The sequence below is a fragment of the Pseudomonas triclosanedens genome (assembly GCF_026686735.1).
GTDB lineage: Bacteria > Pseudomonadota > Gammaproteobacteria > Pseudomonadales > Pseudomonadaceae > Pseudomonas > Pseudomonas triclosanedens.
The window spans coordinates 2,639,171-2,651,197 of record NZ_CP113432.1 but is presented as its reverse complement, the minus strand read 5'-3'; the positions used below and the strand labels follow the sequence as shown (position 1 = coordinate 2,651,197).

Annotated in this window: 12 protein-coding genes; 5 read left to right on the top strand and 7 right to left on the bottom strand. The window is 65.5% G+C overall.

Annotated elements, in window-relative coordinates; all coding sequences use genetic code 11:
* The first annotated feature begins 8 nt into the window (after nucleotides 1-8).
* Nucleotides 9-377, top strand: a complete 369-nt coding sequence (locus tag OU419_RS12475) for a YajD family HNH nuclease (RefSeq protein WP_254472855.1) — start codon at nucleotides 9-11, stop codon at nucleotides 375-377.
* Between the two features lie 206 nt (nucleotides 378-583).
* Here OU419_RS12475 and OU419_RS12470 read toward each other — a convergent pair whose 3' ends face one another.
* From OU419_RS12470 to OU419_RS12460, 3 genes are all read right to left on the bottom strand, one after another.
* Nucleotides 584-1,579, bottom strand: coding sequence for an LLM class flavin-dependent oxidoreductase (locus tag OU419_RS12470; protein ID WP_254472857.1), 996 nt, complete (start codon nucleotides 1,577-1,579; stop codon nucleotides 584-586).
* 279 nt (nucleotides 1,580-1,858) lie between these two features.
* Nucleotides 1,859-2,272 (bottom strand): arsenate reductase ArsC, encoded by a 414-nt coding sequence (locus OU419_RS12465; protein WP_254472859.1) that lies wholly within the window; start codon nucleotides 2,270-2,272, stop codon nucleotides 1,859-1,861.
* Nucleotides 2,273-2,356: 84 nt separating this feature from the next.
* Complete coding sequence (locus tag OU419_RS12460; protein ID WP_254472861.1) at nucleotides 2,357-2,851, bottom strand: DUF1543 domain-containing protein; 495 nt, start codon at nucleotides 2,849-2,851, stop codon at nucleotides 2,357-2,359.
* A 138-nt stretch (nucleotides 2,852-2,989) separates the two neighbouring features.
* Between OU419_RS12460 and OU419_RS12455 the strand changes: the two genes are divergently transcribed.
* Both OU419_RS12455 and OU419_RS12450 read left to right on the top strand, forming a co-directional pair.
* On the top strand, nucleotides 2,990-3,688 hold the full coding sequence (locus tag OU419_RS12455; protein ID WP_254472863.1) for a TetR/AcrR family transcriptional regulator: 699 nt from the start codon (nucleotides 2,990-2,992) through the stop codon (nucleotides 3,686-3,688).
* A gap of 89 nt (nucleotides 3,689-3,777) precedes the next feature.
* Entirely contained in the window at nucleotides 3,778-4,080 is a 303-nt protein-coding gene (locus OU419_RS12450) for a hypothetical protein (protein WP_254472865.1), read from the top strand.
* A gap of 13 nt (nucleotides 4,081-4,093) precedes the next feature.
* On the opposite strand, the gene OU419_RS12445 is transcribed toward OU419_RS12450, so the two are convergent.
* The gene (locus OU419_RS12445; protein WP_408004939.1) at nucleotides 4,094-5,239 is read right to left on the bottom strand and encodes a DUF1615 domain-containing protein; all 1,146 of its coding nucleotides are present in this window, start codon (nucleotides 5,237-5,239) and stop codon (nucleotides 4,094-4,096) included.
* Between the two features lie 83 nt (nucleotides 5,240-5,322).
* Nucleotides 5,323-6,216: a DMT family transporter gene (locus OU419_RS12440; protein ID WP_254472867.1), complete on the bottom strand. Its 894-nt coding sequence runs from the start codon at nucleotides 6,214-6,216 to the stop codon at nucleotides 5,323-5,325.
* 130 nt (nucleotides 6,217-6,346) lie between these two features.
* On the opposite strand from OU419_RS12440, the gene OU419_RS12435 reads away from it, so the two are divergent.
* Nucleotides 6,347-6,784, top strand: coding sequence for an Lrp/AsnC family transcriptional regulator (locus OU419_RS12435; protein WP_254472869.1), 438 nt, complete (start codon nucleotides 6,347-6,349; stop codon nucleotides 6,782-6,784).
* Between the two features lie 414 nt (nucleotides 6,785-7,198).
* Here the strand turns inward: OU419_RS12435 and OU419_RS12430 are convergent, their stop codons facing one another.
* Nucleotides 7,199-9,559 (bottom strand): DNA polymerase II, encoded by a 2,361-nt coding sequence (locus OU419_RS12430; RefSeq protein WP_254472871.1) that lies wholly within the window; start codon nucleotides 9,557-9,559, stop codon nucleotides 7,199-7,201.
* A 204-nt stretch (nucleotides 9,560-9,763) separates the two neighbouring features.
* On the opposite strand from OU419_RS12430, the gene mltA reads away from it, so the two are divergent.
* On the top strand, nucleotides 9,764-10,918 hold the full coding sequence (mltA, locus tag OU419_RS12425) for a murein transglycosylase A (protein ID WP_254472873.1): 1,155 nt from the start codon (nucleotides 9,764-9,766) through the stop codon (nucleotides 10,916-10,918).
* Nucleotides 10,919-10,925: 7 nt separating this feature from the next.
* Here mltA and OU419_RS12420 read toward each other — a convergent pair whose 3' ends face one another.
* Nucleotides 10,926-11,891 carry an AraC family transcriptional regulator gene (locus OU419_RS12420; RefSeq protein WP_254472875.1) on the bottom strand — a complete coding sequence of 322 codons (966 nt, stop codon included), beginning with the start codon at nucleotides 11,889-11,891 and terminating at the stop codon, nucleotides 10,926-10,928.
* Nucleotides 11,892-12,027: the final 136 nt, after the last annotated feature.

Sequence of the window (12,027 nt, the reverse complement as noted above, 5' to 3'; positions counted from 1 at the left end):
CACGAGCCATGAACCAGCCCACCAGTAAAGTCGACGCCGTCCTCGCCGAGGCCCAGCGCCGCCGCGAAAGCAGCTATCGCGAAAAAGCCCTGAAGATGTACCCGTGGATCTGCGGCCGCTGTGGCCGCGAATTCAGCGGCGTACGCCTGCGCGAACTGACCGTCCACCATCGCGACCACAACCACGACAACAACCCCGAAGATGGCTCCAACTGGGAGCTGCTGTGCCTGTATTGCCACGACAACGAGCACCAGCGGCAGGTGGACCTGCACTATCAGAACAGCAACGACACGGGTAGAACGGGGCCGAAGGTGACCCACAAGGGCCTGGCTGGCCTGGCCGAGCTGCTGAAGAAGAAGGAAGACGGGCAGGCATGACGTCCCGCCCTCAGCGCTGTCGCCGCGCGGCGAGCAGCCGCCTCGCAGGATGCTCAATACGCCCGCGCGCACTGCTCGTCGGTAGCTCCGGAGAGTGACGTGGGGCGACATCACCCCAGGCACGCATAGAGTCCCCTGGGGATCGACTATCGCCTCGCCGCAATACCGCCGGGACGATGGCTATCGCCCCGGCGGCGAAGTCGCCCTCAGCGCAGCCCCGCCACGATCTCCAGCGAGCGCAGGCGCAGTTCGTGGTCATAGATATCGCTGGTGAAGATGATCTCGTCCACCCCGGTCTGCTCCAGCAGAATTTCCAGGCGGCTGCGCACCTTCTCCGGCCCGCCGATAACCGCCAGGCCGAAGAAATTGCCCACGGCTTCCTGCTCATGGGGCAGCCACAGGCCGGCCATGCTCTTCACTGGCGGCTTCTGCTTCAGGCTGTCGCCGCGAATCAGCGCCAGCACGCGCTGGAACGCAGTGGTCGCCAGGTATTCGGCTTCCTCGTCGCTGGGTGCCGCAATCAGCGGCACGCCGATCATGGCGTAGGGTTTGTCGAGCACCGACGAGGGCTGGAAGTTTTCGCGATAGATGCGCAGCGCATCATGCAGGTAACGCGGCGCGAAGTGCGAAGCGAAGGCATACGGCAAACCCTTCTGCGCCGCCAGGTGGGCGCTGAACAGACTGGAACCGAGCAACCAGATCGGCACATTGGTGCCCTCGCCGGGAATCGCCAGCAAGGACTGCTGCGAGCGGCGCGGGCCGAGCAGCATTTCCAGTTCGGCAACCTGCTCGGGGAAGTCGGCGCCATCACCCAGGCGGTCGCGGCGCAGGGCACGCATCGTGGCCTGGTCGGCGCCCGGCGCACGGCCAAGGCCAAGGTCGATACGGCCCGGATAGAGAGTCTCCAGGGTGCCGAAGTTCTCCGCCACCACCAGTGGCGGATGGTTGGGCAGCATCACGCCGCCGGAACCCACGCGAATGCGCTCGGTCTTGCCGGCGATGTGGCCGATCAGCACGGCGGTAGCCGAGCTGGCGATGCCATCCATGTTGTGGTGCTCGGCCAGCCAGTAGCGGGTAAAGCCCAACCGCTCCACGTGGCGCGCGACATCGACGGCGTTGCTCAACGCCTCGGCAGCGCTGCCGTGGTCGCGCACCGGCACCAGGTCGAGCATGGAAAAGGCGATTTCGGACAGGGACTTCATAAGCTCTCCGGTTCGGGTCCGTGGCGCCGACGACAGTGGCGCGCGGACATGACTTTGAGCGTGACTCTAGCGATGCCCTTCCCGCCTGACCACTCGTCGGGATCGATAGTACTCATGAAGATCAGTGATACTGCCGATGGCGTCTTGCCATTGGAGTTTCACGCAGCCGTCACACCACTGTCATCCGCTACCCGGAGAATTCGCCGGAGCTGAAGGACCAGCGCCCATCAAACAGAAAGCCCGCAGCAGCGGGCTTTTTGCTTTGGCCGGCGCGAGAGCTCAGACGCGGTTCTTCACCATCTCGAACAGTTTCAGGCGGTCGCTCAATTCCTGCAGCACATGACGGAATGGATCGTGCTGCTCACTGCTGGCCGGGTCGGCGAAATTCCATACGATCACCTCGCTGGAGCTCGGTAGCTCATCGCCTTCGTGGCCGGATTTGTCGCACAGGTCGATCAGGTAATCGAAGTGCTGCCCGGCGAACTCGTCGATGGACTTGCTGCGCAGGCCCTCGCTGGAAATGCCCGCATGCTCCAGAGCTTCCCGCGCGCGCGGATCGATTGCCGTGGGCCGGACTCCGGCGCTGAAGGCTTCGAAATGCTCACCATCGCTATGCCGCAGCAAGGCTTCCGCCATCGGCGAGCGTGCATCGTTGGCAACGCAGACGAACAGGACTCGGCGTTTCTCGGTCATCACTACCTCGGCGCGGGATACGGGCTCGGCCCCTTATACGACAGGCTTTGTGACAGTGCCGTGTCGGAACGATGAAGCGAAGCCTCAGCCCAGCACGATGTAGTCGCTGCGTTGCCGCAGAGGACGATGCTCGCCGGCCTGCAGGTACACATAGCGGCCGCCGACCTGGTCGAGCGCAATGCAATCGTCCACATCAAGCAGCGCATCGGTATGCGGCTTGTTCCAGTCGGCCGACATACGCCGCTTACCCAGTTCCCTGGCATGTGCCGCATCGCGGGCAACCACCAGCAGATACTGGTGCGCCTCGCCGAACTGCCCCGGCTCGTAGCCACCCAGGTTGATGAAGAACAGGCGCGGCTCGCCGGGCGCCGGCTGCAGGTCGCTGAAGGTCACGCGATAGCCATCGACTCCATCCACCTCCAGCCAGGAGTCGATGTGCAGACCCTTCTGGCTGCCGAACCAGCCCTGGCGCAATTGCGGATAGCACGCCTCCAGGCTGTCCGCGATAACGAAGGCCACGTCGTGAACTTCGATCTTCGCGCCACTATGGCGCCCGCCCAGCATGACCACGAACAGCATCCGTCCCTCCCCAATTCAACCCGCAGCCTCTCTGGCACGGCCATTTTACGTCGATGACCGGCATCCTATGAAAAAAACGACCCTACCGCTATATAGATATGTATATTTTGAATCTCCCGTCTCCGGCCTGTCCGATCCATGAGCACATCACCAACCGATTCGCGCCTTGCTGCCAGCAAGCGCTCTCGCCGTTCCGTACCGGGCATCCGGGAGCGCAACCGCCAGCGCATCCTCCTGGCCGCCTGCGAAGAGTTCGCCGACAAGGGCTTCGCCGCAGCCAGGACCCTGGATATCGCCATCCGCGCCCAGGTGTCGAAGTCCAACGTCTATTACTACTTCCAGACCAAGGAAAACCTCTACCTCCACCTGCTGGAGAATGTTATCAACGCGGTGCTGGAAGCCTCCTCGCTGCTGCGCGAATGCGACGACCCGGCCTGGGCCCTGCCGGCCTACATCCGCGCCCGCCTGCACATCGTCCGCCAGTGGCCTCAAGCCTACAAAATGTTCGCCAGCGAGATGCTCCACGGCGCGCCACACCTGCCGCCGGATTGGCCGCAGCGCCTGCGCGATGATTCCACGCGCAGCGTCGAGTGCATCGCCGTCTGGATCGAGCGCGGGCTGCTGGCGCCGATCGATCCGCAGCACCTGCTGCTGGCCATCGCCGCCGCCACCCGCACCTACGTCGACTTCGACTGGCAGATCGCGATGATCACCGGCAAGCTCCAGCCGGACACCGATGAATTCGAGGCCATCGCCACCACTCTCACCCGCCTGGTGCTGCTCGGCACCGCGCCGGAATCCACGCATCCCTCGCGACTGCGCCCGCTGCCGCTATAGATGCGGCGGCTGGGCTAAGCTTGCAGTGCTCATGCGGCCACGCCGGAACAAGGCGTGGCGTTGCCGCCCAATCACTCCAGGGACATGCCATGAAACCGCAACTGCTCGCCGCTTCGCTGCTGATCCTCGCCCCATCCGCCTTCGCCGCCCTGCCGATGCTCAACTACGACTGCCCGAACGATATCCAGGTCCACGCTGATGAAGGGGGCCCCGTCTACATCAACGGCAAGGAAGCCAAGCTGAAGAAGAGCAACGACAACTACTTCGAAGCCAAGGACAAGGAATCCGGCGTGACCGTCTCCATCAGCATAGCCGAAGACGGCACCCCGTCGGTGAGCTACACCGGCGCCAAGGGCGCCAATGGCATCTGCCAGGCGGCCGAAGGCGACTGAGCCGACCCCTGGGTTACTTCGGCGCGCGCGCCAGGCAGCGGCGATAACGTTCGTCCACGCGCTGGGCGAACCATGCCGTGGTCAGTTGGCGGGTAATCTTCGGGCTGTGCAGCGTGATGCCCGGCAGGATCGCCCGAGGCAGTGGTTTGCCGGCGGCGCGCTCGCCCAGCTCGAACACCTTGGCGTACAGCTTCGTCTCGGCGAACTCAGGCGTATCGCCCTTCTCCAGCGCGCGGCGGATATCCCGCTCACTCATACCCAGGCGCGGCGCCAGGCTGCGTACCGCCTTCTCGGTGCTACCGGCGTCGTAGCTGCCGTAGAGAATCAGGTCGCCATCCAGCGCCAGGGTAATCCCGCTGGCCTCGCTCACCGCACGCTGGAACGCCGCGTTGCGGCTGGCGTACCAGCCGGCGTTGAAATCGGCGAAGCGGTACAGCGGCTGCGGGTAGTCCGCCGGATAGCCGAGCAGGTGCGCGATGCCGAAATACATCCCGCCGCGCCGGCTGAACAGCTCGCGACGGATGCTGCCGTCCACCGTGTACGGATAACCTTCGGCATGGGCCTCGGCGAAAGCGATGCTGACCTGCATCGGCCCGCCGGTATGCACCGGGTTGAAGCGGCCGAACAACTGCTGGCCGAGCGGTACCCCACCGATGAAGTCATCGAAGATCGCACTCAGCTCCTTCTCTGTGCGCACAGAGTTCAGACGCTGGCTATAGGTACGGCCATCCGGCGACTTCAGCCCCAGCGCGGCATCGATCAGGAAGGCGGGCACATGCAGCTTGCCGGCGCGCCGGTCGATTTCGCCGCGGGCTATCCTGCCCAGCCCCGGCACGGCCGGGTCGGCAGTGTAGGTGGACTCCTGCTCCGTGACCGCCAGCACCGAACAGAGATTCTCGGTGGTCGCCGCGATGCGCTGCGTGGTGAAAGCAACCTGGATATCGCGAGCCCAGCCGGCACGATCCGCGACGCTCGAAGGCATCAGCTTCACTACCGTGGCGCGCACCTGCTCGGGCGTCGCCTCCGGCACGCTCGGCGCGCGGCTGCCGCAACCAGCCAGCGCCAGCAGCGCGGCCAGGCCCAGCAGGCGGGAGAGTTTCAATCGGGATAGCGGCCTGTCCAGGCCGATGGAATCTGCCGTCAGGGCAGCCGCGTTCATAGTCCGGTCCTTGCTTCGAGTCCGCCTGAAGGACCCGCGCCCCACGGCGCAGGTTCCCCGGCATTGTCAGCGAAGCAGGAAACTCAGCGCCAGGCCAGTCGCCGCAGGTCCAGGCTCCAGCCACGCTGCATGCCGGCGGCAGCCAGCAGGATGGCCGCCACGCCCAGCCACTGCAGCAGGCTCAGGCGATGGTCGAAGACCACCCAATCGACCAGGATCGCCGCGATCGGATAGATGAACGACAGCGCGCCGGTCAGCGCCGTCGGCAGTTTCTGGATTGCACCGTAGAGCAGCACATACATCAGCCCCGTGTGCACGATGCCCAACGTGGCCAGGCTCGCCCAGGCACTGGCGGCCTGCGGCAACGGCGACAGGTTCGCCCAGGGTGCCAGCAACAGCACGCCAGTCACCGCCTGAATCAGCGCGATCAGGTGCGGCGGTACGCCATCCAGGCGCTTGATGATCAGCGCCGCGACCGCATAGAGAGCCGCCGCGCCCAGCGCCAGGGCAATGCCGCCCAGGTAGTCGCTGCCAACCTGCCCGTCCGCCCCGTGGGCGCTGACGATGGCCAGCATGCCGAGGAAGGACACCCCCAGCCAGCCCAGCTTGCGCGCCGTCACCCGCTCGCCGAGGAACAGCGCGCCCAGCAGCACCAGCAGGAATGGCTGCACGTTGTAAACCGCCGTGCCGATGGCGATGGACGCTCGCGAGTACGAACCGAACAGCAGCAGCCAATTGCCGACGATGGCCACGCCACTGAGCAACGCCAGGCCGAAGGTGGCGCGGGAGAGGATGCCCCGGCGCAGGAAACCCATCACGCCACAGACCAGCAACAGCGTCGCGGCGCCGAACAGGCAGCGCCAGAACACCACGTCCAGCACCGGTTGCCCGGAAATCACCACCAGCCAGCCGATGGTTCCGCAAATCAGCATCGCGCTGATCATCTCCAGGGTTCCGCGTTTGATCCGCTCGTTCATGGCCCACCTCCATACAGTGGCGGCCAGTATGAATGGCAGGCTCGGCGCAATCCATCGCTCAACAGAGGCAAAAGCTACCCCTGGCCTTTACTATCAAGGTAATTTCCCCTCTTCACCTTTCGAGGCCAGCATGACCGACGAAATCGACCAGTTGCTGATAACCGCGCTGATGGGCGACTCTCGCCTGTCCCTCAAGGCCCTGGCCCAGGTCAGCGGCCTCAGCGCCCCCAGCGTCGCAGAGCGCCTGCGCAAGCTGGAAGAGCGCGGCGTGATCACGGGCTACACGGTGAACGTCGACCCACGCGCCTTCGGCTACCAGTTGCAGGCCATAGTCCGCGTGCGCCCGTTGCCGGGGCGTTTGCAAGAAGTGGAAAGGCAGATCCTCGCTCTCCCTGAATTCACCGAGTGCGACAAGGTCACCGGCGACGACTGCTTCATCGCCCGCCTTTGCGTGCGCTCGATGGAACAACTGGACGAACTGCTCGACCACCTCAACGGCTTCGCCGAAACCAACACCGCCATCGTCAAGAAGACCCCGGTGAAGCGACGATTGCCGCCAATGGCGTGACGGGCTGCGGCAGCGTGAAAGGGTGTTGCCCGCCCTGTCGAACCACGGAAAGCCAGAGCACCGCCTGCCAGCATTGAGGCCAGCGGTAGAATGGGGTGGAGCCTGCGATACCCGTCGGCACCGGCACACACCACTCGATGGGTATCGCTGCGCTCCACCCATCCTACAAACCTGCCAAGGCGGTGCTCCCGCGTATCGGGCTCGCACCGGCCCGACGAAAGCCCCCAAGCGCCAGAGTCAGAGCCAGCCACAGCCGTAGGATGGGTGGAGCCTGCGATACCCATCAACACCGGCACATGGCACTCGATGGGTATCGCTGCGCTCCACCCATCCTGCATTCAGCAGGCCTGGTCGGGCCGTAGGGCGCATGAAGCAGAACAGGTTATCCGCCGGCGGATAACCCACCAATAGGCCTCAGAACAACCCCATCTGCCGATCGATCAAGGCCGAGAAGTCATCCCCCACGAACGGCAGGATGGCATCGGCCACCGGCTGCAATTGGCGGCTCACGTAATGGTCGTAGTCAATGGGCGAACGCCGCGTTTCCAGCGGTTCGGGGCCGGCCACGGTCATCACGTAGCTGATCCAGCCGCCATTCTGGTACTGCCGTGGCCGCCCCTGGCGCTCGTTGTACTCGTCGGCGATGCGCGCCGCGCGCACATGGGGCGGGACGTTGCGTTCGTAGTCGCCGAGCCGGCGGCGCAGGCGCTTGCGGAAGATCAGCAGTTCGTCCTGCTCACCCGCCAGGGTGCGGTTCACGTAGTCGCGGACGAAATCGCGATACGGCTGGCGCTGGAAGATGCGCAGGTAAAGCTCCTGCTGGAACTGCTGGGCCAGCGGCGACCAGTCGGTGCGCACCGTCTCCAGGCCCTTGAAGACCATCTCGTCGCTGCCGTCGGCGCCTCGCACCAGGCCGGCGTAGCGCTTCTTGCTGCCCTCCTCCGCGCCGCGCACGGTGGGCATCAGGAAGCGCCGGAAGTGCCGTTCGAACTGCAGCTCCAGCGCACTTTCCAGGCCGTACTCCTCGCGCAGGTGCTCGCACCACCACTGGTTGACGTGGCGCACCAGTGCGCGGCCGATCTCCGCCGCTTCCTCTTCGCCGTGGGCGCGGCCGAGCCAGACGAAGGTGGAATCGGTGTCGCCGTAGATCACCGTCTGGCCCTGGGCTTCGATCAGCTCACGGGTGCGGCGCATGATCTCGTGTCCGCGCATGGTGATGGATGACGCCAGGCGCGGGTCGAAGAAGCGGCAGCCACTGGAGCCAAGTACGCCGTAGAAGGCGTTCATGATGATCTTCAGCGCCTGGGACAACGGCGCGTTGCCATCACGCTTGGCTGCGTCGCGGCCCTGCCAGACGCGTTCGACGATGGCCGGCAGGCAATGCTTGCTGCGGGAGAAGCGTGCGCCGCGAAAACCGCCGACCGACGCCTCGTCGGACGGATCGCTCAGGCCCTCGACCAGCCCCACCGGATCGATCAGGAAGGTGCGGATGATCGATGGGTACAGGCTCTTGTAGTCGAGCACCAGCACCGACTCGTACAGCCCCGGCCGCGAATCCATGACGAAGCCACCGGGGCTGGCTTCCGGTGCCTTGCCGCCGAGGTTGGGCGCAACGTAACCCAGGCGGTGCATGGGTGGCAGGTAGAGATGAGTGAAGGCCGCCACCGAGCCGCCGCTGCGGTCCGCTGGCAGGCCGGTGACGCTGGCGCGTTCGAGCAGGAAGTCGAGAATCCGGGTCTTCTCGAAGATCCGCGTAACCAGCTCGCAGTCCTTTAGGTTGTATTTCGCCAGCGCCGGTTTGTCCTCGGCGAAGCGGCGGTCGATCTCGGCCATGCGGTCGTAGGGGTTGTCGATGGACTTACCCTCGCCCAGCAGGTGCTGCGACACGCTCTCCAGGCTGAACGACGGGAAGCTCCAGAACGCCGAGCGCAGCGCTTCGATGCCGTCGATGATCAGCCGCCCTGCCGCCGCGGCGAAGTAGTGATTGGAAGTCGCATGCTGACGCCAACCCATTTCGTCGCCGCCGCGTCCGAGGCGCAGTGGCACGTCCAGGCGCCTGGCGTGGTCCTGCAGCACGCGCAGGTCGAACTGCACCAGGTTCCAGCCGATGATCGCGTCGGGATCGTGGGTGGCCAGCCACTGGTTGAGGCGCTCCAGCAGCTCGGCGCGGCTGTCACAGTACTCCAGTTCGAAATCGCGCTCGCCATCCACTCCGTTTGCCGGACCGAGCATGTAAACCTGGCGTTGGCCGCAGCCTTCCAGGGCAATGGAGTACAGGTCGCCGCGAATGTTGGTTTCGATGTCAAGCGACGCCAGTTTCAGTTTCGGCCGATAGTCCGGTGCCGGGCGTAGCTGGGTGCTGATCAGGCTCGCGCTGGCGGACGGAGTGCCGGTGAAGGCCACCGGAGCGGTGATGAAGCGCTCCATCAGATAGCGCTCGGGCGGGCGGATGTCGGCCTCGAAGACTTCCACTCCGGCGTCGCGCAGGCGCTTGTCGAGGTTGATCAGTTGGCGATGCTGGCGACAGTAGAGGCCAAGCACCGGGCGTTGCTGGAAGTCGCGCAGGCCGAGCGGGCGCAATTCCACATCGCGTTCGCCGGCCAGCAGGGCTTCGGCACGCTGGCGCTGCTCCTGGGGAATGAATGCCACCGAGGGTTGCGGCGGCAGCAGGACGTGCCGGGGACCGTCATCGGTCGCCAGCCAAAAGCCAACCTCGGTACCGGCCTCGGTATCCCGCCAGTGCCGGGTCAGCACGAACCCCTGCCTTGCATCCACGCCTGCCGCCTCGAACTATTGCATGAGCCACCATTCTAACGGTCCGGCGGCGAACCCGGCGGCAGGACGGCAATTTTCCCGCCGCCCTGCCGGTACGCTCGGTGCCGCGTCGCCTCCCGATTCGTTGCAAGGCATGTAATCGTTTGACGCAGACCTTGTCTCTCCTCACTCTTACGCGTTTCGTACGCTTGCCAGGATTTGCCCGTGACTGTCGCCCCCCGCCACTGGACCCGCCCCCTTTTCGCCTCGCTGTGCATCGCCACCCTGCTCTCCGGCTGCGGCCTGTTCGGCAAGAAGCCGGAGGAAGTCCGGGCACCGACCTACGCCGAAGCCGACTGGTCGGACCTGCCCGGCACCGCCGACAGCGATGTGCTCCACGGCTTCAACGCCTGGCGCTCTGCCTGCGCCGTGCGGCTGAAGAACGACCCGGTCTGGGCCGATACCTGCCGCGAAGCGCTGGGCGTCCCCGCTTCCGCCGCATCGATCCGCAGCTTCATGCAGACCCACCTGCAACCCTATCGCCTGCGCTCGGGCTCCGGCAGCGACACCGGCCTGATCACCGGCTACTACGAACCAATCTACCGCGGCAGCCTGGAGCGCAACGCGCAGCATGGCGTTCCGGTCTACGGCGTGCCGTCGGACCTGGTGGTGGTGGCGCTCGACAGCGTCTACCCCGAACTCAAGGGCAAGCGCCTGCGCGGCAAGCTCGAAGGCAACACCCTGAAGCCCTATGCCGACGCCGCCGGCATCCGCCGCGACGGTGTCAACGCGCCGGTGCTGGCCTGGCTGAAAGATCCGATGGACCTGCAGTTCCTGCAGATCCAGGGCTCGGGCCGCGTGCAGCTCGACTCCGGCCGCCAACTACGCGTGGGCTACGCCGACCAGAACGGCCGCCCGTACAAGCCGGTCGGCCGCTGGCTGGTGGAACAGGGTGAGCTGAGCAAGGAAGAAGTGAGCATGGCGCGCATCCGCGACTGGGCGAACGCCCATCCGCAGCGGGTCGACGAGTTGCTGGCGAGCAACCCCAGCTACGTGTTCTTCAGCCAGCGCCCGGACAGCAACGAAGGTCCGCGAGGCTCGCTGAACGTGCCGCTGACCGCCGGCTACAGCGTGGCCATCGACCGCAAGGTGATCCCGCTGGGCAGCCTGATGTGGCTATCCACCACGCGCCCGGACGGCACGCCGGTGGTTCGCCCGGTGGCAGCACAGGACACCGGTGGCGCCATCGTCGGCGAAGTGCGCGCGGACCTGTTCTGGGGTACTGGCGATGCTGCCGGCGAACTGGCCGGGCACATGAAGCAGGAAGGCCAACTGTGGCTGCTGTGGCCCAAGGGCGCGAAGCTGCCGAACGCGAGCTGACCGGCTTCTATGGCGTTCCGCCGGAAGCCTGGCGGAACTGCCCCGGCGTCATCCCGCTCCAGCGGCGGAACGCCTTGGCGAAAGCGCTCTCGTCGGAGAAGCCCAGGCGCTCGGCCACTTCGGCCAGACGCAGCGACTCGCGCAGCAGTTGCTCGGCCATCGCGTGCAGTGCCTGGTCGCGCAACAGCTTGAAGCTGGTGCCTTCATCGGCCAGCTTGCGGTTGAGGTGACGACCGCTGAGTTCCAGTTGTTCGGCCACCCGCTCCTTGCCCCAACGCGGGTGCTGACGCAACAGTTGCTGCACGCGGACCGCCAGGCTTTGCGCCCCCAGGCGCTCCAACTGGGCATCGGCCAGCGCACGCAGATGCTCACGCATCAGGGCATTGGCCTGGATCAGCGGCACCTCGCAGGCGCTCTCGGCGAAGCATAGGGCGTTCTCGGCGGTTTCGAAGCTCACCGGACAACCCAGCACGTTTTCATAACACGCCCGCTCGCCACGCGCTCCGTGGCCGAAGCTCAGGCGCAACGGCCTGACCTGTCCGCCGGTAATCCAGCCAGTGAGGTGCGCCAGGCTGGCCAGCGCAGCTTCGACGCGCTCCTCTCGCCGCACGCCATAGCTTGGCCGATAGACCAGGCAGACCCGGGTGGCATCGCGCTCCAGCTCGAACTCGCTGCCTTCGGCGATGATCGGGTAGTACTCCAGCAACGCCTCAAGCGCCTCGCCGAAATGCTCGCAGCTCATCAGCAGCGCGCCAACCATGTCCAGGTGGCCGACCTGCAACGCACTGCCCAGGCGCAGCCCCACCAGCGGATCGGCGGAGGCAACGCAAATGCCATCCCAGAACGCATCCTGCCGGGCCAACGGAATCCGCGTCTGCGGCGGCAACTCGGCGGGTACCGGCAGGCCCAGGCGCTGAGCGGCCTGGAGAATGCCCTGGGCATAATGAACGGTGATCGAAGGCGTGTGGGGCATGGTCCCGAATTAACCGCGTAAAGTCTCGATTGAGCCGTTACCGGATGGCGACGGTTCCTTATGCTTGCCAATTACAACGATAAAGACAAACAAGAGTTGCCTTGCATGCACGATAACTATCGAGCCGCGCCCCGAG

Excerpts from the sequence above, each read along its gene's own strand:
- OU419_RS12475 (WP_254472855.1), top strand. The coding sequence starts at position 9 with ATGAACCAGCCCACCAGTAAAGTCGACGCCGTCCTCGCCGAGGCCCAG.
- OU419_RS12420 (WP_254472875.1), bottom strand. The coding sequence starts at position 11,891 with ATGCCCCACACGCCTTCGATCACCGTTCATTATGCCCAGGGCATTCTC.
- OU419_RS12470 (WP_254472857.1), bottom strand. The coding sequence starts at position 1,579 with ATGAAGTCCCTGTCCGAAATCGCCTTTTCCATGCTCGACCTGGTGCCG.
- OU419_RS12455 (WP_254472863.1), top strand. The coding sequence starts at position 2,990 with ATGAGCACATCACCAACCGATTCGCGCCTTGCTGCCAGCAAGCGCTCT.
- OU419_RS12465 (WP_254472859.1), bottom strand. The coding sequence starts at position 2,272 with ATGACCGAGAAACGCCGAGTCCTGTTCGTCTGCGTTGCCAACGATGCA.
- OU419_RS12450 (WP_254472865.1), top strand. The coding sequence starts at position 3,778 with ATGAAACCGCAACTGCTCGCCGCTTCGCTGCTGATCCTCGCCCCATCC.
- OU419_RS12435 (WP_254472869.1), top strand. The coding sequence starts at position 6,347 with ATGACCGACGAAATCGACCAGTTGCTGATAACCGCGCTGATGGGCGAC.
- OU419_RS12445 (WP_408004939.1), bottom strand. The coding sequence starts at position 5,239 with ATGAACGCGGCTGCCCTGACGGCAGATTCCATCGGCCTGGACAGGCCG.
- OU419_RS12440 (WP_254472867.1), bottom strand. The coding sequence starts at position 6,216 with ATGAACGAGCGGATCAAACGCGGAACCCTGGAGATGATCAGCGCGATG.
- OU419_RS12460 (WP_254472861.1), bottom strand. The coding sequence starts at position 2,851 with ATGCTGTTCGTGGTCATGCTGGGCGGGCGCCATAGTGGCGCGAAGATC.